Genomic DNA, 22070 nt, shown 5'->3' with positions numbered 1-22070 from the left:
AATTAGTTGCGTAAGTTACGTTAGTAGCGTTTGAGTGAAAGTTATATTCTGTTGTACATACATTTCGAAAGTGTATAACAGGATATAACTTTCCTTAATATCTCCTGCTTTAATAAAAGGCGTGTTTTTGTAAATTAAATGGTAGAGTAGCTCGTTGGTGTTCTCGCCCGGGCTGCGTAGGTCAGGGAATATCGCTGGCTGAAAGCCAATTAGTATACAATGCGCAGCAATGGAGATAAAAGGATCTCAAATGAGCAATATTATTAATTCTGAACGCAATTCATCAGATAATTCAGCGAATAATTTATCGAATAATTTATCGAATAATTCAGATAATGCTATAAGCGTATCTGATTCTAAAGAGTCAGCAACTAACGAACCTACTGTTATAACGAATCTTAAGTGGCGTACGGCAGATATTGCATTGGGATCCGCTCTTGCAGCCGTGTTCGGTGTAATTCTTTTCGGCTATGGAATGGTGTTTATTCCACTAATTCGTACGCTTAATGCAGCTGTTCTTCCTGGCTTTGCAAGTATTACTCACGGTGTGTGGTATTTATCTGGAACTCTTGCAGTACTTCTTATTCGTAAACCTGGTTCTGCAGTGTATGTGAATGTTGTCGGCGCACTTGTACAAGTTTTACTCGGTTCTCCTTTTAGTATTAGGGACACGATTATTTCTGCATTATTGCAAGGCGTATTTGCAGAAATTGCGTTCTTAATTTTTAAATATCGTAAATTTAATTTGACTTTAAGCGTTATTTCCGGATTGCTTGTTGCTTTTGAGTATGGTGTTTTCTTATGCTTCACTAAGTATCAGGCTAAGGCTTCTTCATATATTACGATTCATATGATTACGGAGCTTATAAGCGGCGTACTGCTTTCTGGAGTGCTTGTGTGGTTTATATACTTAGCGTTGAGAGCAACAGGAGCATTAGATAATTTCGCGTCTGCACGTCGTCTGTAATAGTTCTTTTGCTTTCGTATAGACTGTGTGAAAATTGTTTTTCACAAGTTCGACTCACTAGGTTGGCAACTTTTATGTGTATGTGCTAATCTAGTCGTTGCTGAGTTTTCTCAGCGTGGGGCTTTAGCTCAGTCGGTTAGAGCAACGGACTCATAATCCGTCGGTCCAGGGTTCAAGCCCCTGAGGCCCCACGATAAAAATAACGCCACTTCATTAACGAAGTGGCGTTATTTAATTTCAAGCGTTAGTTTCAGAATACTTCCCGCTTTACAGTCCTGCTTGTGCTAAGTAATCAGGAATTTGATCAGGATACTTTGGCCAAGCTCCAGCTTGCGTGCAAACGTAAGCTGCAGTGTTTATTGCGGCACGATGAGCATTCTTTAAAGATTCTCCCGAAAGAATTTGTGCTGCAAACGTTCCAGAGAATGAGTCTCCTGCACCAACAGTATCGTTCACTTCTACATGTGGAGTTGGGAATGTTGAACTATCTTCAGTTTTAGTAATAATAGTGCTGAAAGTAGATCCGCCTGTTAATATCACGTAATCCAAACCATAATGAGTTTGGAACCAGCGGCACGCTTCTTCGTCAGAAGTGTCGCGAATGTTATACATGTCGCGAAGTAATAGAAGCTCGGAGTCATTAAGTTTGAATACGGTTGCTTCTTTAAGCAATGCGTCAATCAAATCTTTAGAGTAGTGGTCGCTTCGAATATTAATGTCGAAGAATTTCATGCAACCTTGTTTTGTATGCTTTAAAAGCTCAAGAATAGTATCGTGAGTTTCTTGAGATCTTAAGCTTAGTGTGCCGAAACATACAGCGTCTGCACGTTCTACTAAGTCAATAAGTTCACGAGTGTAGATTATGTGATCCCATGCTATATTTCTTACGATTGTGTACTCTGGTATACCGTTTCGTAAAGCTACGTCTACTGTACTTGTAGGCCATGCGTTTCTTTGTAAAATAGCGTGAATTCCTGCTTTACTTACCTCTTCTACTAGCTCGTCGCCTAGCTCATCTTGGCCTACTGCGCTTACCACGTAGCTTTCTGCTCCGTTGCATTGTGCATGATACGCGAAGTTTGCCGGTGCTCCACCAACTCTTTTTCCTTGAGGAAGTAAATCCCATAAGAGTTCACCGAGTGATAGAACAATTGGTTTAGTCATGATTTTCCTTTCATTCAAGCACGTCAGTGCATTAAAACTGGATTATCGCGCATTTTAAGTACCCTTTTGTATTTTTTTACGCAACCAGTTTCATAACATAAATTTGTATATGACAAGTATATAACAAGTATTATTGTCACGCGCGTTAAAATGAAGTTTTATGTGCATTATTGAGATTTAAGAACGTTGTAAATACTAAATTTTTGTTGTGCTAACAGCGTTTTAACTTTATTGTGATTTATATCACTTTTTATATTACAACGACTTTGGAGTTATGTTGCTTATTGCAAATTCTCCAAAGTCGTTGCAGTTTGCCGTTACTTAAACGGTTATTTTTATTTATATTTTAATTTTATTTTAATTTTTATTTATATTCTATGATCTAATTTTTGATTTAATAATTTTAATATTTAATTCTCAAAAATATCATCTTTTTTAGCACGTTCGGCCATCCAAGCTTCTACGTCATCAATCTGTTTTGGAATATCGATAGAAAGCCATTCTGGACCGTTTTCTGTCATTAAAACGTCGTCTTCAATACGAATACCGATTCCGCGCATTTCTTCAGGAAGAAGTAAATCGTTAGCTGCAAAGTACAAGCCTGGTTCGATTGTAAAAATCATTCCTGGTGTAATCTTTGCGCCCTGATAAGACTCATAACGTGCCTGTGCACAATCATGCACATCCAAACCAAGATGGTGAGCTACACCACACGCATGCCAGCGACGATGCTGCTGACCTTCCGGAGAAAGGGATTCTTCTACACTTACTTTCAAAATACCCCACTCGTGTAAGTGCTCAGCTAATACGCGCATGCATGCATGGTGAATATCAGAGTAAGTTGCGCCAGGTTTAGCTGCCTCGAAACCGGCTTGCTGAGCGTCAAGAACGCACTGGTAAAGCTTCTTTTGCAAATCAGTAAATTTACCATTTGTTGGGAAGGTTCTCGTAATGTCAGCAGTATAGAGACTGTTTACTTCTACGCCAGCATCAATAAGCAGCAAGTCGCCGTCAGAAACTACGCCAGTGTTTCGCATCCAGTGCAAAATTGGCGCATGTTTTCCGGATGCCACAATCGTATCGTAACCAACTTCGTTGCCTTCCTCACGAGCAACAGAGTTAAATGCGCCTTCAATCATTCTCTCGGAATGTTCCTTGCCAAGAGCATGTGGCAAGCGTGTAAGCATGCGGTCAAAACCTTGTTTTGTTGCAGCAATTGCCTTGCGCATTTCGCGAATTTCGTAATCGTCCTTAAGCATACGTGCTTCTGCAGCAAATTCGTGCAGCTTATCATCGGAACATGTGTTTGCATCTTCATCGGTAAATCCGCTAGCTTCACGCATTGCTTCAACTTTTGCAGTAAGTTCAGGATCTGTTTCTCGAATGATGCGTACGTGTACGCCTTCCTTGTTTGCATCATCGCTTACGTTCTTTGCAAGAGCATCATCAAGTTCTGCAATATCGCGCGTTTCAATGCCAGTCATAGCTTTAAGTTCTTTCAATCCTGCGCGTGGGCCAACCCAATATTCTCCGTAGTGAGGATCTTTGTAGAAACCGTCTGTGCTATTATCAGCTCGTGGCGCTACGAAAAGTTCAGGAACATGCGTTTTACCAGATTTAGCTTCTTCGCTTTCTTCGCTAACAGGTTCCATAACAAGTACGGCACCGGCTTCATAGTCTTGTCCTAATCCAGTGTAGTAAGCAAAGGTAGTGTCTGGTCTAAAAGCGTAATCACAGTCGTTATTACGCACTTTTGGCTGTCCTGCAGGAATTACTAAGCGTTCTCCTGGGAAACGTTTGCCTAATGCCTCTAAACGTGCAGGAATATACTTGCTGGATTCGAGCGGCTTTACTTCTGGCTCCTGATTATCCCAGTTGCTTGTCATAAAATCTTTGAAAGAATCACTGTTTGGTCTAAGAGAGCGATTATTTACTCGATCTTCAACTTTTTGTGTACCGTCAGCTTTCAGCTTTTCGCCATGTTCTGTTGGCGTAGTTTCTGCCATTTTGAGGACTCCTTAACTCTTTTTCGTATTCGGATAGTCAATAACCACTAACATAGTCTGATTTACATACTTATGCGAGTTTTTATTTAGAAAAAACTGAGATTTTATAAGCAATTTACAAATGGCAGCAAATGCGTGTTTATATAGTAAAAAGTCGTATCTTATTGACTTATACGCATTTAGTTGTTGGTATCAACTAATCTAGAGAGTTGGAAAAACGAGTGTACGTGCGTATAAAAACTAAGGGGGAGTGCGGATTTATGTCTATGGAAAATCCAAACATAAACGGCGAAAGAATTATCGATATTGAGCGAAATATTATGAGTCGTGCCCCTGAACATAATAAAACTAATCTCGATTTAGATAGGATGCGCTTAATTCTTGATATTCTCGGCCATCCAGAAAAATCTATGCATGTTATTCACATAACTGGTACGAACGGTAAGGGTTCTACTGCTCGCATGGCTGAGTCGATTTGTCGAGCATACGGTTTGCGTACTGGTCTTTATACTTCTCCGCATTTGGAACGCATAAACGAGCGAATTATGATTGACGGCCAGGAAATCAGTGACGATGATTTTGTGGACGTTTGGGATCAGATGAAAGACATTATTGACATGGTTGATGCTCGTATGGAGGCTGATGGTAAGCCGAAAATGAGCTTCTTTGAAGTGCTTACATCCATGGCAATTTGGGCTTTTGCGGACGCTCCTGTTGACGTTGCTGTTATGGAAGTCGGAATGGGCGGCGAGTGGGATGCAACTAACGTTATGAACGCTGATGCTGCAATTATTGGCCCAGTGGATATGGATCACATGCAGTGGCTTGGAAACACTGTTGAAGAAATTGCGCGCACTAAAGCCGGAATTATTAAGCCAAATTGTACGGTGATTTTAGGTCCTCAGCCTCATGAAGAAAAGGTTTTGCCGATTATTAAGGAAGTTGCAGAGCGCAATCATGCTACATTATTGCGTGATTCTTCTTACGGTGACGGAGAACTTGAAGTAGTTTCTAGAACACCTGCAGTTGGAGGACAAGTTGCTACTTTGCGTACACCGCTGGGTACTTATGAAGATGTGCCGATTGATAAGTTTGGTAAACATCAGGCGCATAATGCTTTGGCTGCTCTAGCTGCTGCGGAAGTTGTTCTTCCTGTAAACGGCGCTTTGGATGGCGATTTGGTTGCTGAGGCTTTAAGTCAAGTTAAGGTTCCAGGCCGTATTGAGCAGGTTCGTACTTCGCCGACTATTATTATTGACGGTGGTCACAACGTTAACGCTGCTGAGTCTCTTCGTGAAACTATTGAAGAAAACTATCATTTTGAGCAGCTTATTGGAGTTGTGTCGATGATGGCAGACAAACAGGTTGAAGAATATTTGGGTGTTCTTGAGCCTGTTTTGACGAAAATTATTGTTACACGCAATTCTTGGCGTGATCGTGTAATGGAACCTGAAGATCTCGAAAAAATTGCTGTAGGCGTATTCGGCAGGGATCGTGTGATTCGTGTTGACGAACTTCCTGATGCTATTCAAACGGCTGTGAATCTGGTTGATGAAGACGATGAGCTTGGTGTGGGCTATGGTCACGGAGTTCTTATTTGCGGTAGTTTTGTAACTGCAGGAGATGCGCGCACAATGCTTGTTGAGCATGTGAATCCGGACTTAAAAAAGCCAAAAGAGCAGCGAGTGCCAATTCACCCAAATATTGACGAGTCTGCGAATTAAGTTATCTGTTTGTTACTTAATTCTAAGAGACTTAGCTTTTTCTACAGTGTTTTTTACTAACACTGCCTGCGCGTCAACTATTGGAATTTGCGGAAGTGGGAAAGCTTCATTGAGAACGCTTAATTCTGTGCATCCTAGAATAAGAGCGTCACAATTGCAGGTTCCTGAAGGGTCAAGCATGTCGCTTAATACTGACTCGTAGCGATGTAAATCAAGTTCGCCTGTACCTTTTACATCATCATAAATAAGCGAAGTAATACGCTGCTGTAATTCGTCATCTGGTGCCACAAACGTGTATCCTGCTTCTTCAATAGCGTGCTGATATACGCCTGCTTTACGAGAGCCAGAAGTGCCCAAAAAGCCGATTCTATTGCATTTAGATTTTGGATAACGCTTAGCAACTTCTGCTACAGCACCGCGTGGCATGTGCATTATTGGTACGTTTGTAAGTTCCTGAAACTTATCGTAAAAATAGTGCGCGGTGTTGCAAGTAAGCACAATAAACGATGCTCCAATTGCCGTTGCTTTAGCAATATCGTCAGCAAGAGCAGGGAAGGGACTTTCAGATGAGTCGCCAACAATGTACGCTGTCCTATCTGGAACAGATGCATCGTTAAACACTACATAATCTAAAAATTCTTGGTCATTATGAGCGTGCGTCTCTTTGTTAAGTAAACGAATATAACTTTCCGTCGCCAATGTACCCATGCCACCAAGTACAGCAAAAAACGGTCGTTTCATTACAACATAATCCCTTCGTAAGCTGCGTATCGCCTATTTTCACGCCTTAGTGCGGAAGTATTCTGCATAACGCTTCTTGTAAATAGAAAACATGTGGCGAAGCATTAACCAACGTAGCAGGTTCAGATCTTTCTTATATTCTAGCGTAGTTCCCCAATTGCCATGGCGAATCATATCAAAGCAACGCTTCTTTTCATCGCTTTCTACCACGTAACGGCGGAAAATTGATAGCGGAATTCCCATCCACAGCTTTTCTCCGCGTCCAAATACAGTATTTCCATCAAAAGGCTTATGCTCGATCAAATCTTCTACGAAATATTTAGCAAGATTAAAGCCATTTAGTGTAACGAAGTAACTAGAACGACCTTGACGCAAGTTGATTTCAAAAAGCTTATACTTTCCGTCGCGCTCATCATATTTCATATCAAAATTAGCTATACCAACATAGTTAATATCTTCCAAAAATGCTTTAATATTGCGGAAAATTTCCTCATTATAATCTGGAAGAATTGCAGCATAATTACCTACTGCTTCTGGCGTTGGGTCTTCCAGCAGAGGATGACCTAAGAACATCATGCGAACATGATGATCGCTGTCAACGTAAGCATTAAGTACACGCATGTGACTGTCGTCACCAGGAATAAAATCTTGCAAAATCATTTCGCCAGTGTAGCCAGCCTTGTACGAGCGTTTAATAAGCGTATCAAGCTCTTCAGGCGTATCTATAATAAACGCTTTCTTACGACCTTCAAAATTAATATCAACCCATTCAGCACTGTCTGCTGGCTTCATTGCAATAGGGAATTTGAAAGGTAGATTTTTGTATGCGCCGGCCGCAACTTCTTCAGCGTTTACTACTAAAGTTTTTGGATGAGGAAGGTTATACTGTTCGCAAGTCTTATAGAAAGAGCTTTTAAGACTTAACTGACGGTTAAGTTCTTTCGATAACGCGTGGAATTCGTAATACTTATGCAACTCATCACTGTACTGGGTTATCATATTCGCATACGCGTCTCCGCAAGGTATTAGCAGAAGTTTGATATCAGGATGTTCCTGCTTCCAATTTTTAGCAAACTCAACCAAAGTATTTAGGAACGTAGGCATTTCGCCAAATCCTGGAACAAGACGCACATCAACAATCTTGCTAAATTTTGTGGCGGAAAGCTGGAAATGCGCAAAGGCAATGGAAGTAATGCCGTATGCTTCATGGAATGCTCGAGCCATACCATAAGTGTTAATCTCACTTCCGAGAAGTACAGATTGGAATTTTTGGTTAGTCATTACTACCTTCTTTATTTGTTGTTCCTAATTTTGCTTTTATTGGTTTGTTTTATCAATTTTGTTGCGTTATTTAAAAATCTGTTTAAGTGCTATTTAATTGCTACTTAAGCATTATTTAGCAGTTTATTACAATCCAAAAAGACGTTTTACTATAAACGAGTCACCTTCGTAAGGTAAATGCTTCCTCTTTGATTTAATCCAACGTTCGTCACCTTTTCCAATAGCGAGAAGAACGTTTAATCTTCCTTCTTCTTGCGTATTTTTAATAGCATCTTTATAAGCGTATTCAATAGCTTCTGCTCTGTCGATGATGATATGAGATTTAACGTTTGGATTAGTAATATAGCCTTGCATGATTTTGCAAATATCTGAAACATCTTCAGTATCTGTATCTTCAGTAGTGAAAATAAACTGAGCTATACGATTCTGTGCTGCGTTAACAATATCTTTACGACGATCTACGGCTTTATCTCCTGTTGAGCCTGTTACAAGCGTTATCCTAGGATTCTCTTTTCCGTAACGTTCTTCTACAAAGTCAATAACAGATTTTGTAGAAATATAATTGTGCGCATAGTCAACAACTGCAATCATATTTGAGTGAGTATCTTCAAAAACTTCCATGCGCCCAGAAATTTTAACTTTTTCAATAGCGTGCAAAGCTTGTAAATCTGTATCCTGATTAACGCCTAATTCGCCTGCAATAGCTATGGCTGCTAAAGCGTTTTCATAATTAAAATCTCCAGCAATTGACAGCGAGAATGTGTCAATCATAGAATAGTGTGCTTCTTTTTCGTATTCTTCGCAGCAATCTTCATCATTGCTATCGATAACAGCTATGCAATGAGCTTCACTATCTTCTGAAGGAACTGCAAGATAATCAGGAGTTAGAAGTTTTGGATAATTTTCGCAAGTGCGTTCAGCTTCTTCGCAAGTTTCGTCTACGTCTTCTACATCTTCTTTCTTTATGCGAGAGATGGTTGTGACGTGAACATTATTACGTTTTGCATCTTGTAATAGAAGATCTACGTGATCCGTATCTGCGTTTAATACTAAACGCTTAGTATTTGCAATAATTTGTCGCTTGCAATACAAGTAGTCTTCAAAAGTTGGGTGTTCTATAGGACTAATGTGATCAGGACTGATGTTCAAAAATGCAGCAACATCAAACTTAAGACCGTATACGCGATTTACTTTGTATGCTTGTGAGGAAACTTCCATAACAAGATACTTCATACCACTATCAACAGCCTCGCGCATCATGCAGAACGCGTCGAAACTTTCCGGAGTTGTCAAATTTGATTCCACATAATGTTTTCCGTCAACGCAATTGTCTACTGAAGAAAACAGTGCTGCTTTTCCGTGAGAATAAGCACTAAGAATAGCGTGAGTAAAGTATGCTGTAGTTGTTTTGCCTTTAGTTCCAGTAATTCCAACAATAGTAAGTTTTTGTTGCGGATTTCCGAAGAATGCTGCAGCAAGAACGCTCATTGCTTTACGAGCGTCTGTAACGATTAGGCCGATTGCGCTAGTGTAATCGGCGTAACTTTGTTCAGCAACGTATGCTGCAAGTCCTTTACTATCTGCATCTAAAAGGTATTCAGATTTAAAATTGCCTTTAATAAAAAGTAAAGTACCAGGTTTAATATCGCGCGTATCGTAAGTCGCATGAGCAAACGGCTTGTGCAGATCTACTTTAGTAAAAGCATTAGCGTCAAGGGACCAAATTTCAGTTTTGCAATGAGTAGTATCTTTTTTTACTTCTTCCTCAGATACGCTCGTTTGGTGCTGAATCATTTCGCGAAGTAAATTATGCTTCTGTAGAATTTCACTTGCTTCAGCTAAAGATAGCGTTGAGTGAATCATATGTTACTATTCCTTACCAAATCCGTAAAATTGTATGTATTTAGTGTAGTTGAAGTGCAGGTCAGATTTTGTTCAAATCTGTCAATTTACTTGTACTATATTCATAACCAACTACCATTAATTGGCTCTTTTCCAATGGATACAAGCCAATCGTTAAAACTATTTTTCCACTGGTTGTACGCGTTTCGTTGCCAGCTCATAATCTCACTAAGTGGCATTCGAGCGAGTTCTTCATGTAGTTTAGTAATAGGCTTTATAAGATCAACTGCTGCAACAGTATCTGCAGTAGCATCGTGGAAGTTACCTATTGGTTCTACGCCGTAGAATTGTGTTGTCATAGTAAGAGTTCTTTTTCCTGAACGGCGAGAAACAGCGCGATCTATTACTAGAGGATCAACTGTAAGAACTTCACCACTTTGTAAAGTACTTACGGAACTTTCTGGACGTTCTTTCAATGATTTAAGATTCCAGTTTTTAAGATCATGCTGCAGCATTTTTACATCAAATGGAGCGTTGTATGCAAGAAGTGGAATGTTTTTAGATTGAGCTTTGCTTATTGCGAAAGCTAGTATTTCTAGTTCTTCTGTTGGTTCTAATCCGTTTTTTTGCAAATAAGAGTCGGTAAAACCGTTTACTTCACTTGCTTTTGGATTCATCGGTTGATGAGGGTTGATTAACCAAGTAGATATAGCATCTTTGCTGTGGCCTGCGTTAGGGTCTCGTAATACTAAGGTTGCGGATACTATGGCATCTTTGCCAATTATTGCGCCTGTCGTCTCGGTATCAAATCCAAGTAGCCACGATTCTGCAAGAGTAGTGTTTTCTGCTTGCGTTGGAGCTTCTTCTAAAGCGTTTAAAAGTTCTTTTATATGTGTCGGCATAGTCACAATATTACCTCAACATCGGTTTATGGCACACTGTGATCTGTAAGAGGATGTAATAGTCTGTTAAATGTATTTGTAAATAGTATTTGTAAATAGTATTTACAAATATCTGCAATAGTGAACTTAATTAAGTATGGTGCTTTTCGAGTATCATAGTTTTTATGAGTGAGCAACATGATTCTGCAAATGTGGGAAACTTACGCGAATTGCGTATGTCTGTAGCAAGTAGAACTGCGTCTCAGCAGAGTCTTTATGAGCAATTTGAGCAGCTTTCTGCAGATCAAGTTGATTCTCTTTATTCTCAAGCAAAAAGATTAACGAATAATACTCAAGATGCGCAAGATTTAGTACAAGATACTTTTGAGCGTGCGTTTAAGTCGTTTTCTACTTTCCAACCTGGCACCAACTTTGGGGCGTGGATTAGTAGGATTGAGCGTAACTTGTATTTTAATCAGTATGCCAAGGCGAAGCGTCGTCCTCAGCGAGCAAATGATGCTACTGGTGAGTATAACGATTGGGATATTTATGAGGCTTCGAATCATGCTCCAAGTGGTTTGCTTTCTGCAGAACAAGAATATTTGGAGAGATTTGCTCCTAAAGAAATTATGGCAGCGCTGAAAACTTTACCAAAGGAGCGTAGAGAAGTTTTTATTGAGGCTGTAATTAATGGCAAATCTTATAAGCAGATCGCTAAAGAGCAGGGAGTGAAGATTGGTACTGTTATGAGCCGTTTAAGTCGCGCTCGTACACAGCTTAAAAATGAGTTAGCTGATTATAATTCCGATAATTAAACTAATTGCTAATTATTGGAATGCGGCTTATGGATTAAAAATAGAACGTGGCTGCAGTTTGCGTTCTGCGTTAGTGTCTTATTCTGCTTGTTTTGGGACACTCGTGCAGATTGCGTTCTGCGTTAATGTCTCAAGCAGCCTACGATTCAGCCTAATATAAAATTGTGTATAAAATAAAAAGCCCGCAGTAAAAGCGGGCTTTACAGTATGTATAGGCAAATCTACAACTCAGGCATTTGGTCTTTTGCCGTGATTTGCTGCCTTTTTGCGACGCGCCTTGCGCTTACGTCCACGCATACCCATAATGGAACTCCTTAACGATGAATTAACAACCTTAGGGATTATCTCACGTTGCCGAGACGTTAGTTTGTATTTTTACGATTACGCTGCAATGTCCGCAACAGTTGCATTTAGCAGCGATACTATATCTTGAGGATTTAATACAACGTCAAGTCCGCGCTTACCTCCAGATACAAGAATCTCACTAAACTGCATAACGCTTGAGTCTAGTACAGTTTCATGCTGAGTTCGCTGCCCAAATGGGGAGATGCCTCCAACTACGTAACCGCTTTCTCGTTGCGCAACTTCTGGGCTTGTCATGCTTGCTTTTTTCGCGTGAACAGCGCCAGCAATTGCTTTCATATTAAGTCTTCCGTTTACAGGTACGATTCCGACTACTCGTTTTTCTCCGGTGTCTACCATAAGTGTTTTGCATACTTGAGCTGCGCTTACACCAAGTTTTTCTGCTGCTTCAATTCCGTAGCCTTCATCCATATGATCGGCATCGTGATCATATTCTGCTATTCGGAATGTGATGCCTGCATTTTCTAGTTGTGCAATAGCTGGAGTTGCTTTACCTGTTGCTGCATGTTTTTTACTCATTTTGATTTCACCTGACTGCTGCTATTTTTATGATGCTTATATTTCATTACATGATATGCTATACCGACTGTTGACTTAAAGTACATAAAATCTGAAAGTCTAAAAATAAACCCCTTGAACGCTTAGCTTATTAGTATCCGTTATTTTAGATGCTAGCTTAAGCGCAACAAGGGGTTTAATTAAATTTTCGCAAAAATCAGATTGATTCTGACTTTCTTCTTAGAAATCACTCAGAGATTTCAGCGAAGTAAAGGAGAGTGCGAATCATGTTAGAAGTGAAACCGTACTCGTTGTCATAGAAGGTGACGGTACGAGCCAAAGTTACACCATCAACAGTGTTCACATCGGTCTGAGTTGGATCAAAAACGCCACCGTGGGTGTCGCCGATGATGTCAGAAGACACGATGCTGTCAGCGTTGTAGCCGAAGTATTCGCAGTTCTCAAATGCCTTCTTGAAAGATTCGTTGATTTCTTCAGCGGTAGCTGGCTTCTCAAGAACGGTTGTCAACTCGGTAACGGAGCCATCTGGAACCTGAATACGCTGTGCGTGACCCTGAAGCTTACCGTTAACTTCTGGAACAACCTTGCCGATTGCCTTAGCAGCACCGGTGGAGTGCTCGATGGTGTTGCAAGCTGCAGAACGGTTGTTGCGTGGCTTGGAGCCGCGTGGGCCGTCAAGAATCATCTGAGTTCCGGTGTAAGCGTGGATGGTAGTCATGAAGCCGGACTTGATGCCCCAGTTATCCTGCAAGAGCTTTACCATGGCGGCCATGGAATTGGTTGTGCAGGAGCCTGCGGACACAATGTTGTCAGAGGCCTTCAAGATTTCGTGATTTACGCCGAACACAACGGTTGGGGTGGTCTCGTCCTTAGCAGGAGCAGAGATAAGAACCTTCTTAGCGCCAGCGTTCAAGTGAGCCTGGGACTTTTCAGCAGAAGTGTAGAAGCCGGTGCATTCGAGCACGAATTCAACACCATCGTTCTTAACCCATGGAATATTGTTTGCGTCTTTTTCTGCGTAAACCTTATAGGTCTTGCCATCTACTACGATGGCATCTTCGGTGGAGGTTACCTCAACTGGAGTGCCGTCATCGTGGCGGAAAGTGCCATGCGTGCTGTCGTACTTAAGCAAGTAAGCAAGCATGGAAGGAGTGGTCAGATCGTTGATGGCTGCGACTTCGATATCACCGGCCTGGCCGCCACGAGCTTGAAGCTCAAAAATACGACGGAATGCGAGACGACCGATACGACCGAAACCGTTAATACCAATCTTGACTGTCATGTGGGTTCTCCCTTGAGTAAAGATCTTCATGCGCAAAATTTGCAAATTGACAAATACGCAATCTTGCGATTTTTATGCAAATTATTACGATAAGACCTTCGTTATTGAATTAACGGTGTTCATTTTAATGTGCGGCATGTACGACTATTTAAATTTTCTGTTATATAAATGTTCTGTTTGAAATCGGCGTAAAACTGGTTGTAATTCTTCGTTTTTGTGAGTGTTTTTGTGCAATTTTTGATTTGTTAATGTTTGATTTTGTTAGATATTTGTAGAGGGTTGATTGTGCTCTTAGCAAAGCTTTATCTGAAAGCAATCAACACATAGAAAATAAATTACTATCTGCAGATTAGCGAGCACAGTAGTGGCGCTCTTGAGATGAGATGCTATCTAAGAAGAAGTGCGCACATTCGCGGTAAGATTTGCTACTTACGAAATCTTCCGGAGCGTAAGGTGCAACGCTAGAAAACATATCTTCATACTCGTCAACACTTAAGCGTTTGCGTGAATCAAGCATATTCGCATGTTCTTTAGCTAAAAGTGAATCCCTAAATCCTGGCACAAGTTTGCCGCTAAAGAACTCACCAACAGCGCCGGAACCGTAAGAAAATAGGCCAATTTTATCGCCTTCTTTAAGCGAGCTAGTTTCATTATTGCAACCGTATTTTCCATTTAACTCAAGCAAAGATAGCAAACCTAAATACAAGGAACCAGTATAAATATTTCCAACACGACGACTGTATTTCGTACTAGTTTCGTAATTTGAAAGCAAGCGCTCGCGTGATGCTTCATAAACGCTACCGGAATTGCAAGAATCCATAGCTGCGTTAAGAGCTTTCAAACCCATTTTTGTATATGGCAAGTGGAAGCACATAGCTGCAAAATCGTTGAAATCGCAATTATTTTGTGCAGAGTACTTTTGCCACACATCGCAGAAGAACTGTATGTACTGTTCGGTTGAGAATTTTCCGCGAGCAAGAGCAGTATCCTGATAAACAGGTCTCCAAAAGTCTTGAATATCAGCAGATTTTACAACGCTATCGTCGTTAATTTCTAGCACATGTGGATTTGCGCTTATAAGCATTGCCACAGCTCCAGCGCCCTGAGTTACTTCGCCAGGAGTAGAAAGTCCGTAGCGTGCAATATCGGATGCTATAACAAGTACTTGCGGTTGCAAATCGGCATGTGCGCGCACGTAGTCACAGGCCATCATAAGAGCTGCAGTACCGCCGTAACATGCTTCTTTTACTTCAATGCAACGAACCCAAGGCGTAAGTTTTAGCAGTTTATGAACGTACAAAGCACTAGATTTGCTTGCATCTATACCGCTTTCTGTGCCGACGATTAGCATTTTTAGGCGATTGCTGTCGATATGAGGCATAAGGGGGAGTGCGGCTTGAGCTGCGAGAGTTACTATGTCTTGATGATTTGGTGGAACTGCCTGCTCGCTTTGACCGATGCCGATTGTGAATTTATTAGGGTCAATTCCTCGGTGTTCTGCTAGTTCTGCAAGATTAAGGTAGTAATGAGGTGTTGCAAAAGAGATGTGATCTATGCCGACTGTAAGTGGTGAATCGACTTCTGTAAGTGGTGATGTTTCAGTATTATTTGTAGTATTCATTTTCCTCAAATTTCCATCAAGTTTTTATCAAGTTTCTTAATTTTGTTTTGATTCTCGTAATTTTTTAAGCAGTTGCACGGCATTTTGTATAGTTCGTTCTGCAGGATCAAGTTGCAGAATATTATGTGAAATTTCAGCTATTTCTGCGTCTTTTGCTCCTGCAGCTATAGCAAGATTTGACGACTGCAGCTTCATGTGACCTGCTTGAATACCGGGGCCTGCTAGTGCTAGAAGAGCCGCGAGATTTTGTACTAAGCCGAGTGCTGCAAGAGTGTTTCTAAAATCGTTTGCGTTCTTATATTTGCCTATTTTGATCGCGAGTTTTGCCATTGGAAGAGAGGAGATTGATCCGCCAACAATGCCTATTTGTAGCGGAATTTCAATACGACCACTGAGTATGGTTTGTTCGTTTAGTGTTTCGATTTTCCAAGTTGATAGTGGTAGGTAGCGACCGGTGCGCGCCGCCCACGCATGCGCTGCGGCTTCTAGCGCTCGCGTATCATTTCCTGACGCGAGCGCGGCTCCTAAAATGCCGTTTAGGATTCCTTTGTTGTGCGTGGCGGCGCGTGCCGGATCGCTGGCGGCTAGCGCGCTTAATGCCGCGATTTGGCGTGCGAGGCGCTTCCCTTCATCCTCGCGTTCAGATTCTTCAAGCCGCCTGGATGCTAGCGCTTCAACAGGTATGCGCACTTGTGCAGTGGTAGCAACGCGGCTTGTGTTGGTAAGAATCGCCGCAAGCGCCTCTACGCCGAGCCAGCTTTCCAGCTGGGCTTTTACGGCTTCGCCCATAGTGTTCACGGTGTTTGCTCCCATTGCATCGCATGTGTCTACGTCAATTTCCAGTTTGGCGAAGCCGTTAAAAGCTGAATCGCGGCATTTTCGCGCGCCGCCACCCCTTTTAACCATTGATGGGTGTGATTCGTTTGCAATGCGTAGCAGATCTTCTACCTTTTCATTATCTTCAACAATTTCATTCAAACGCGTTGCTACGCTTGAATCTGCGTCTTCAAAAATTATTTGTGCAGTTGTTACGTATTGTGGTGAGTGAGCAATAATCCCATATTCTGCTTCGTTAATCCCGTATTCTGCTTCAAAATTTCCGCATTCTGCTTCGTTTGCAATAACGCAGTTTTTAACGCTTGTTGCAGCATTCTGCTTCACAACGTCTGTTGCAGCCTTCTGCTCCACAATGCTTGTTGCAGCAATCCGCGCTCCGTTGCATGCAGCCGCAATTACGGACGGCTCTTCTGTAGCCACAAGAATATCGCGTTTTTCGCCGTTTACAATCAGCCCACGCACAACGCCAACTGGAAGAGTGTACTTTCCAATCTGATTTTCAATCATATGATTCGCAACGTCTGCTGGAATTGTAGCGTCAGAACTTTGCGCAAGCTGTTTAAGCAACAAATCTGCTTCAGTTTCGTTTATTTTGCCTTCATTTTGTAAAGTTTTTATGCGCTGTTCTACGCTTAATTCACGAAAAGCAGTCATTTGAAATCACCCCAATGATTTGTGTTGACTACGCATGTTGCTGAAGGTTGTTCATCCTAATTTGCATTGCGACTCCAATTCCGCCGCCTACGCATAATGCAGCAACGCCATTTTGCTGTTTTCGATCGCGTAAAGCATATATTAGCGTAGTTAAGATTCTTGCTCCGCTAGCTCCAAGTGGATGTCCTAGTGCGATTGCGCCGCCTCTAACGTTTAGCTTTGATTCGTCAATATGAAGTTGTTCAGAAACTGCAATACTTTGTGCGGCGAATGCTTCATTGATCTCAAATAAATCAATGTTTTTAACGTTACTTTCAGTAGAATTCAGCATTCGTTCCATAACGTGTTTCGGAGCATAACCCATTAAATCTGGGTCGATTCCGCCTTCTGCAAATCCCACTATTTCTGCAAGATACTCGATTTTGTGTTCAGTAGCGTAGTCTTTGCTCATTAGCACGAGTGCTGCGGCACCGTCGTTTATTCCGCTTGCGTTTCCAGCTGTTACTGTTGATACGTGAGAATTATCTGATTCGTCTGAAGTTTTAAAAAGTGTACGAAGTTTTGCTAAACGTTCTAAAGACGTGTCAGCTCTTGGATGTTCATCTTTAGATACGATTGTTCCGTCATCCAATTTTACTGGAACGATTTCTGCATTAAATTCGCCTTTTTCCCACGCTGCTACAGCTTTTTGGTGAGATTTTAGTGCGAAAATATCTTGCGCTTTGCGAGTAATACCAAATTTTGCTGCAACGTTTTCTGCAGTAACTCCCATTGCGTCACCTGTAAAAGCGTCGTTTAAGCCGTCGCGTTGTAAGCCGTCAATAAGCGCAAAATTTCCGTATTTGTGTCCATTAAATCGCGCGTTGTTTGCGTAAAATGGAACGTTGCTCATGCTTTCTGTGCCGCCAGCTACTACTACTTGCGCATCGCCCATTACTATTGCAGCTTGTGCTAAGCGTACTGCTTTTAATCCAGATCCACATACTTCGTTAATTGTCATAGCACAGCTGGAAGTGTCTAAACCTGCACGTAATGCGATTTGCCTAGCTACATTTTGCCCACTACCAGCCTGCAATACGTTTCCAAAAATAGCTTGATCTACGTCGCTGCCAGTTAGTCCAGCGCGTTCTATTGCAGCTTTAGCTGCGATAGTTCCTAAATCAACTGAGGAAAGCGAAGATAAGCTGCCGCCGAATTTACCAATAGGTGTACGTGCAGCGCTCGCAATCACCACTTCAGTCATATGTTTAGCCACCTAATCAATTGTTTATTGCAATGTGTATTGCAGTATGCCAACCGAACTACTCTATCGTATTCTTCAGTAAAAACGAGAATCTACAAAAATTCTTCTCGTTTTTTTCACATTTTCAATATTTTTTATAACAAGTTTTTTATATTAAATTTTTATAATAAATTCTCATTTTGCGCTTGTGCACTTGCGAACATAATTTCCCACGCTGTATTTAAAATTGTGCTCCAAGCTTTTACTGTTTTTACTGCTTTTATTGCTTTTGTGTGTACTGATTTCATTGTTCACGGAAGGAAATAGATCCGTCTGCTGGGTTCATTGAATCAACAATAGCAAGAGAATCCAAATCATATCCAGCTTTGCGCAAAACATCACCGCCGCCCTGGAAGCCCTTTTCTATTGCGATTCCAATTCCTGCTACAGTAGCGCCAGCATGTTTACAAATATCTATTAAACCTTGCAAAGCGTTTCCGTTAGCCAAAAAATCATCCAAAATTAGTACACGATCTTCAGAACTCAAATATTTGCGAGACACTATTACAGGAAACTCGCGCTGCTTTGTGAACGAGAAAACAGTAGAAACATATTGGTCGCCGTCAAGATTTATAGACTGAGCTTTTTTAGCAAAAACTACAGGAACATTACCAAAATGCCTTGCTACTACGCATGCAATACCAATTCCAGACGCTTCAATAGTTAGAATTTTTGTAATATTTGCATTTTTAAAATGTTCAGCCCAGGAAGCACCCATGTGATCAAACAAAGTCACGTCGCATTGATGGTTCAAAAAAGCGTCCACTTTTAAGACATTGCCAGGTTTTACGATACCGTCTTTGCGAATGCGTTCTTCTAGTTCTTGCACAATGTGCCCTTTCTTAGCATATACAGTTTCGCTATTTAAACTTTGCTGTAACATGTTTAATTTGCAGTATGCTTAAGCTTACCCAGACTTATGACACAATTTTATAGAAACGACTCAGCCATGTGGTAAACCATATTAAATGCGTGTAAAAGCAGAATGTGGGGGAGAGTTTTGCTTTAAATGGTAATGGAGAGTGCAGTATGAGTAATTATGGCTATGTTAGTGATTTATTGGGTAATCCTGTAGATGATGAATCCAATATTTCTGCTAGTGCTAAGAATAGTGCGGAAAGCTTAGCAAATAATCAAAGCATAGTTTACGAGGAAAGTCCTGCTCAGGCTGCGTCTACTGCTCCTACAGAAACAACTTCGCATTACTATGATCTTCCAAATATTACTGCAGATGAAAGCACTCTACTTAATGGATTAAACCCTCAACAATTACAGGCAGTTAAGTACGATGGTCCAGCTTTACTAATCGGAGCAGGTGCAGGAAGTGGAAAAACACGAGTTCTTACGCGCAGAATCGCCTGGATTCTAAGCAAAGAAGGCGTGTGGCCAAGCCAAATTCTTGCAATTACATTTACAAACAAAGCAGCTTTAGAAATGCGTGAACGATTAGCAAATCTTATCGGAAACTGCGCTAACACAATGTGGGTTTCAACATTTCACTCTGCATGCGTAAAAATATTACGAAAATCAGGCGAAAATATTGGCTTAAAACCAGGCTTTTCTATTTACGATACTGCAGATTGCGAGCGTTTAGTAAAAATTATTGCCACAGAGTTAAACGTTGATATTAAACGTTTTACTCCTCGCAATATTTTAAGCAAAATTTCAGATTGCAAAAATAGTTTAATTAGTTGGCGCGAGCAGCTTGATATGTATGCAAACGATTACAAGCCAGGTGTTGCAGGTCAACAAATTGCGCACGCTGGTAATTCTGATGCTGTTTATGCCACAATTTACGCAGAGTATCAGCATCGCTTAGCTCAAGCAAATGCTGTTGATTTTGATGATTTAATTATGCGAACTGTGCAACTCATGCGCGAAGTGCCAGAAGCTGCTAAATATTATCGTCATAAGTTCCGCTATATTTTAGTAGACGAATATCAGGATACTAATCATGCGCAATATGAGCTTATTCGAGAGCTTGCTGGAGTTGACGTAAAACAGCAAGTGATGTCGCACGATAATATTGATGCACCCGCTTCTATCACAGTCGTAGGAGACTCAGACCAGTCAATTTACGCTTTTCGTGGAGCAGATATCCGCAATATTCAAGATTTTGAGAAAGATTTTCCTAACGCCAAAACTATTATGCTTGAGCAAAATTATCGATCTACTCAAACAATTTTGGATGCTGCAAATGCTGTTATTTCTCACAACAAGTCTCGAAAGCCTAAAAAATTGTGGACAGCGTTAGGCGAGGGGTCTGCAATTACTGGTTACGCAGCTGACAACGCTCAACAAGAAGCAGCTTGGGTTGCTAAGGAAATAGCGCGATTAGCAGGAGAGGAAGGCATTGCGTACTCTGATATGGCAATTATGTATCGTGCTAATGCGCAGTCGCGTTCGTTAGAAGACGCACTTGTTAAGGCAGGATTGCCGTATCAGCTGGTTGGTGGAACTAAGTTTTACGAACGTCGCGAAGTAAAGGATGCGCTCGCATACTTGCAGTCTATGGCAAATCCGGATGATGACGTTAATATGCGCCGAATTTTGAACGTTCCAAAACGCGGACTTGGTCCTCGCGCAGAATCTCTTCTTACTATGTATGCGCAAAGTCATGAAGTGAGCTTCTGGCAGGCTTTAGAACATTTGGAATCAATTGAAGGGATATCAACTAGAACTCTAAGCAAACTCAAAGAGTTTCGTGAGTTAATGCATAATCTGATGTTATGTATGCAAGACAATTATTCTAAGCCTTCTGAAGTAATAGCAAGTATTTTACAAGAAAGTGGTTTATTAGCGGATTTGCAACGTTCTGAAGATCCTCAGGATGCTTCAAGAGTTGATAATTTGTCGCAGTTGCAGTCTGTTGCTGCTGAATATGAACAAAATACTCCGGATGCTAATGTTGCTGGATTCCTTGAAACTACTGCTCTCGTAGCTGATTCTGATCAATTGCCTGGTGAGAATGAGAATACTGGTAAAGTTACTTTGATGACTTTGCATACTGCTAAAGGTTTGGAATATCCGGTTGTGTTTTTAACTGGAATGGAGCAGGGTACTTTTCCGCATTCTCGTGCATTGGATGACGAAGATGAGCTTTGTGAAGAGCGTAGGCTTGCGTACGTTGGTATTACGCGCGCGAAGCAGAAATTATATGTAACTCGCGCTTCTGTAAGATCTCAATGGGGTCAAGCTCAAGATATGTTGCCAAGCCAATTTTTGGATGAAATCCCAGATAATTTGATTGATTGGAAGCGTCGTGAATCGGATGTTGAGCGTCTAGGTGGTCGTTTGCGTAAACATAGCGATTTTGATGACGATTTCAGCGATGATTTTGATAGTGATTTTGATAGCTGGGATGATGATTTTAGTGATGCTTTTGGCAAAAAAACAACTTTCGGCGGAAGTTCGTACAGTTCTAGTAAATCGTACGGTTCTAGTAAATCGTACGGTTACAGAAAGTCTAATAACTACAATAAATCTTACGGTTCTTCTTACGGCTCTTCCTACGGTTCTTCGTATGGTTCTTCTTACGGTTCTAAATCTAAGTGGTCTAAATCTAGTGAAGTAAAAACGCGCAAAATTACCGCAATGTCTGCAGAAAAATCTGGCAAAAAGTCAAGTTCTGCATTTTCTTCTCTATCTTCTTCTAAAGGTACTGGTTCCGTGGATAAAGACAACAATCTCAACATTCAAGATTTTCAAATTGGAGACAAAATCACACATGATACTTACGGATTAGGAACAGTTCTTGCAACTCAAGATAAAGGACGTAACTCTATTATTACTGTTGATTTTGGTTCCGACGGCGTGAAACGCTTAATGCTTCGTATTGCGCCTATAGAGAAATTGTAAAATATTTCATTTTATGCTACTTATACATAAAATAATTTGCAATTATTAAAAATTGCATAAATTATTATTCGTAATATTGTTATAATTATCGCCGCAATTATATACACGAAAACAAAATATTCAAGACTTGTTTTATATCGCACTATAAGAAAAAATGTAAAAGTAAACGAAAACATAACTTCAGAAAGTTTTATGGGGGAAGCTATGACGAGTACTGAATTATTATTGGTTTT

General features: G+C 40.9%; 17 protein-coding genes and 1 tRNA gene. 5 read left to right on the top strand and 13 right to left on the bottom strand.

What is annotated here, in order from left to right; translation table 11 throughout:
- The first annotated feature begins 250 nt into the window (after window positions 1–250).
- Window positions 251–967, top strand: coding sequence for an ECF transporter S component (locus tag ACNEUN_RS02515; protein WP_463630603.1), 717 nt, complete (start codon window positions 251–253; stop codon window positions 965–967).
- 117 nt (window positions 968–1084) lie between these two features.
- Window positions 1085–1158 (top strand) — tRNA-Ile (locus tag ACNEUN_RS02510).
- 76 nt (window positions 1159–1234) lie between these two features.
- On the opposite strand, the gene ACNEUN_RS02505 is transcribed toward ACNEUN_RS02510, so the two are convergent.
- Entirely contained in the window at window positions 1235–2131 is an 897-nt protein-coding gene (locus ACNEUN_RS02505) for a carbohydrate kinase family protein (RefSeq protein ID WP_427876460.1), read from the bottom strand.
- 410 nt (window positions 2132–2541) lie between these two features.
- On the bottom strand, window positions 2542–4137 hold the full coding sequence (locus ACNEUN_RS02500; RefSeq protein WP_463630601.1) for an aminopeptidase P family protein: 1596 nt from the start codon (window positions 4135–4137) through the stop codon (window positions 2542–2544).
- A gap of 260 nt (window positions 4138–4397) precedes the next feature.
- Between ACNEUN_RS02500 and ACNEUN_RS02495 the strand changes: the two genes are divergently transcribed.
- Entirely contained in the window at window positions 4398–5861 is a 1464-nt protein-coding gene (locus ACNEUN_RS02495; protein WP_463630599.1) for a bifunctional folylpolyglutamate synthase/dihydrofolate synthase, read from the top strand.
- Window positions 5862–5873: 12 nt separating this feature from the next.
- On the opposite strand, the gene ACNEUN_RS02490 is transcribed toward ACNEUN_RS02495, so the two are convergent.
- From ACNEUN_RS02490 to ACNEUN_RS02475, 4 genes are all read right to left on the bottom strand, one after another.
- Window positions 5874–6602, bottom strand: a complete 729-nt coding sequence (locus ACNEUN_RS02490; RefSeq protein WP_427876466.1) for an aspartate/glutamate racemase family protein — start codon at window positions 6600–6602, stop codon at window positions 5874–5876.
- Between the two features lie 39 nt (window positions 6603–6641).
- Complete coding sequence (locus tag ACNEUN_RS02485) at window positions 6642–7883, bottom strand: carboxylate--amine ligase (protein ID WP_427876468.1); 1242 nt, start codon at window positions 7881–7883, stop codon at window positions 6642–6644.
- Window positions 7884–8009: 126 nt separating this feature from the next.
- Window positions 8010–9746 carry a UDP-N-acetylmuramoyl-L-alanyl-D-glutamate--2,6-diaminopimelate ligase gene (locus tag ACNEUN_RS02480; RefSeq protein ID WP_463630596.1) on the bottom strand — a complete coding sequence of 579 codons (1737 nt, stop codon included), beginning with the start codon at window positions 9744–9746 and terminating at the stop codon, window positions 8010–8012.
- Window positions 9747–9847: 101 nt separating this feature from the next.
- Window positions 9848–10627, bottom strand: a complete 780-nt coding sequence (locus ACNEUN_RS02475; protein ID WP_427877672.1) for an exonuclease domain-containing protein — start codon at window positions 10625–10627, stop codon at window positions 9848–9850.
- 215 nt (window positions 10628–10842) lie between these two features.
- Between ACNEUN_RS02475 and ACNEUN_RS02470 the strand changes: the two genes are divergently transcribed.
- A complete protein-coding gene (locus tag ACNEUN_RS02470; RefSeq protein ID WP_427877673.1) occupies window positions 10843–11421 on the top strand; it encodes a sigma-70 family RNA polymerase sigma factor in 579 nt (192 codons plus the stop codon).
- A gap of 228 nt (window positions 11422–11649) precedes the next feature.
- Here ACNEUN_RS02470 and ACNEUN_RS02465 read toward each other — a convergent pair whose 3' ends face one another.
- The 7 genes from ACNEUN_RS02465 to ACNEUN_RS02435 all read right to left on the bottom strand — a co-directional run bounded on the left by ACNEUN_RS02465 (window position 11650) and on the right by ACNEUN_RS02435 (window position 18808).
- A complete protein-coding gene (locus ACNEUN_RS02465) occupies window positions 11650–11724 on the bottom strand; it encodes a 50S ribosomal protein bL37 (protein WP_369803150.1) in 75 nt (24 codons plus the stop codon).
- Window positions 11725–11802: 78 nt separating this feature from the next.
- On the bottom strand, window positions 11803–12303 hold the full coding sequence (gene ybaK, locus ACNEUN_RS02460; RefSeq protein WP_427876472.1) for a Cys-tRNA(Pro) deacylase: 501 nt from the start codon (window positions 12301–12303) through the stop codon (window positions 11803–11805).
- 226 nt (window positions 12304–12529) lie between these two features.
- Window positions 12530–13585, bottom strand: coding sequence for a type I glyceraldehyde-3-phosphate dehydrogenase (gap, locus tag ACNEUN_RS02455; protein WP_463630594.1), 1056 nt, complete (start codon window positions 13583–13585; stop codon window positions 12530–12532).
- Between the two features lie 349 nt (window positions 13586–13934).
- On the bottom strand, window positions 13935–15206 hold the full coding sequence (locus ACNEUN_RS02450; protein WP_463630592.1) for a hydroxymethylglutaryl-CoA synthase: 1272 nt from the start codon (window positions 15204–15206) through the stop codon (window positions 13935–13937).
- A 36-nt stretch (window positions 15207–15242) separates the two neighbouring features.
- Window positions 15243–16697 (bottom strand): hydroxymethylglutaryl-CoA reductase, degradative, encoded by a 1455-nt coding sequence (locus ACNEUN_RS02445; protein WP_463630590.1) that lies wholly within the window; start codon window positions 16695–16697, stop codon window positions 15243–15245.
- Between the two features lie 28 nt (window positions 16698–16725).
- Window positions 16726–17940 carry an acetyl-CoA C-acyltransferase gene (locus ACNEUN_RS02440; RefSeq protein WP_463630588.1) on the bottom strand — a complete coding sequence of 405 codons (1215 nt, stop codon included), beginning with the start codon at window positions 17938–17940 and terminating at the stop codon, window positions 16726–16728.
- 283 nt (window positions 17941–18223) lie between these two features.
- Window positions 18224–18808 (bottom strand): xanthine phosphoribosyltransferase, encoded by a 585-nt coding sequence (locus tag ACNEUN_RS02435; protein WP_463630586.1) that lies wholly within the window; start codon window positions 18806–18808, stop codon window positions 18224–18226.
- Between the two features lie 200 nt (window positions 18809–19008).
- On the opposite strand from ACNEUN_RS02435, the gene ACNEUN_RS02430 reads away from it, so the two are divergent.
- A complete protein-coding gene (locus ACNEUN_RS02430) occupies window positions 19009–21837 on the top strand; it encodes an ATP-dependent helicase (RefSeq protein ID WP_463630584.1) in 2829 nt (942 codons plus the stop codon).
- Window positions 21838–22070: the final 233 nt, after the last annotated feature.

This window comes from Gardnerella sp. C0684A1, from assembly GCF_055326835.1.
This window is presented reverse-complemented; position numbering and strand designations above follow the sequence as displayed.

What these genes read in the sequence shown, in the direction of transcription:
- ACNEUN_RS02470 (WP_427877673.1), top strand. Translation starts at nt 10,843, where the DNA reads ATGTCTGTAGCAAGTAGAACTGCGTCTCAGCAGAGTCTTTATGAGCAA.
- ACNEUN_RS02440 (WP_463630588.1), bottom strand. Translation starts at nt 17,940, where the DNA reads ATGACTGAAGTGGTGATTGCGAGCGCTGCACGTACACCTATTGGTAAA.
- ACNEUN_RS02500 (WP_463630601.1), bottom strand. Translation starts at nt 4,137, where the DNA reads ATGGCAGAAACTACGCCAACAGAACATGGCGAAAAGCTGAAAGCTGAC.
- ACNEUN_RS02475 (WP_427877672.1), bottom strand. Translation starts at nt 10,627, where the DNA reads ATGCCGACACATATAAAAGAACTTTTAAACGCTTTAGAAGAAGCTCCA.
- ACNEUN_RS02515 (WP_463630603.1), top strand. Translation starts at nt 251, where the DNA reads ATGAGCAATATTATTAATTCTGAACGCAATTCATCAGATAATTCAGCG.
- ACNEUN_RS02505 (WP_427876460.1), bottom strand. Translation starts at nt 2,131, where the DNA reads ATGACTAAACCAATTGTTCTATCACTCGGTGAACTCTTATGGGATTTA.
- ACNEUN_RS02485 (WP_427876468.1), bottom strand. Translation starts at nt 7,883, where the DNA reads ATGACTAACCAAAAATTCCAATCTGTACTTCTCGGAAGTGAGATTAAC.
- ACNEUN_RS02495 (WP_463630599.1), top strand. Translation starts at nt 4,398, where the DNA reads ATGTCTATGGAAAATCCAAACATAAACGGCGAAAGAATTATCGATATT.
- ACNEUN_RS02445 (WP_463630590.1), bottom strand. Translation starts at nt 16,697, where the DNA reads ATGACTGCTTTTCGTGAATTAAGCGTAGAACAGCGCATAAAAACTTTA.
- ybaK (WP_427876472.1), bottom strand. Translation starts at nt 12,303, where the DNA reads ATGAGTAAAAAACATGCAGCAACAGGTAAAGCAACTCCAGCTATTGCA.
- ACNEUN_RS02450 (WP_463630592.1), bottom strand. Translation starts at nt 15,206, where the DNA reads ATGAATACTACAAATAATACTGAAACATCACCACTTACAGAAGTCGAT.
- ACNEUN_RS02430 (WP_463630584.1), top strand. Translation starts at nt 19,009, where the DNA reads ATGAGTAATTATGGCTATGTTAGTGATTTATTGGGTAATCCTGTAGAT.
- gap (WP_463630594.1), bottom strand. Translation starts at nt 13,585, where the DNA reads ATGACAGTCAAGATTGGTATTAACGGTTTCGGTCGTATCGGTCGTCTC.
- ACNEUN_RS02480 (WP_463630596.1), bottom strand. Translation starts at nt 9,746, where the DNA reads ATGATTCACTCAACGCTATCTTTAGCTGAAGCAAGTGAAATTCTACAG.
- ACNEUN_RS02490 (WP_427876466.1), bottom strand. Translation starts at nt 6,602, where the DNA reads ATGAAACGACCGTTTTTTGCTGTACTTGGTGGCATGGGTACATTGGCG.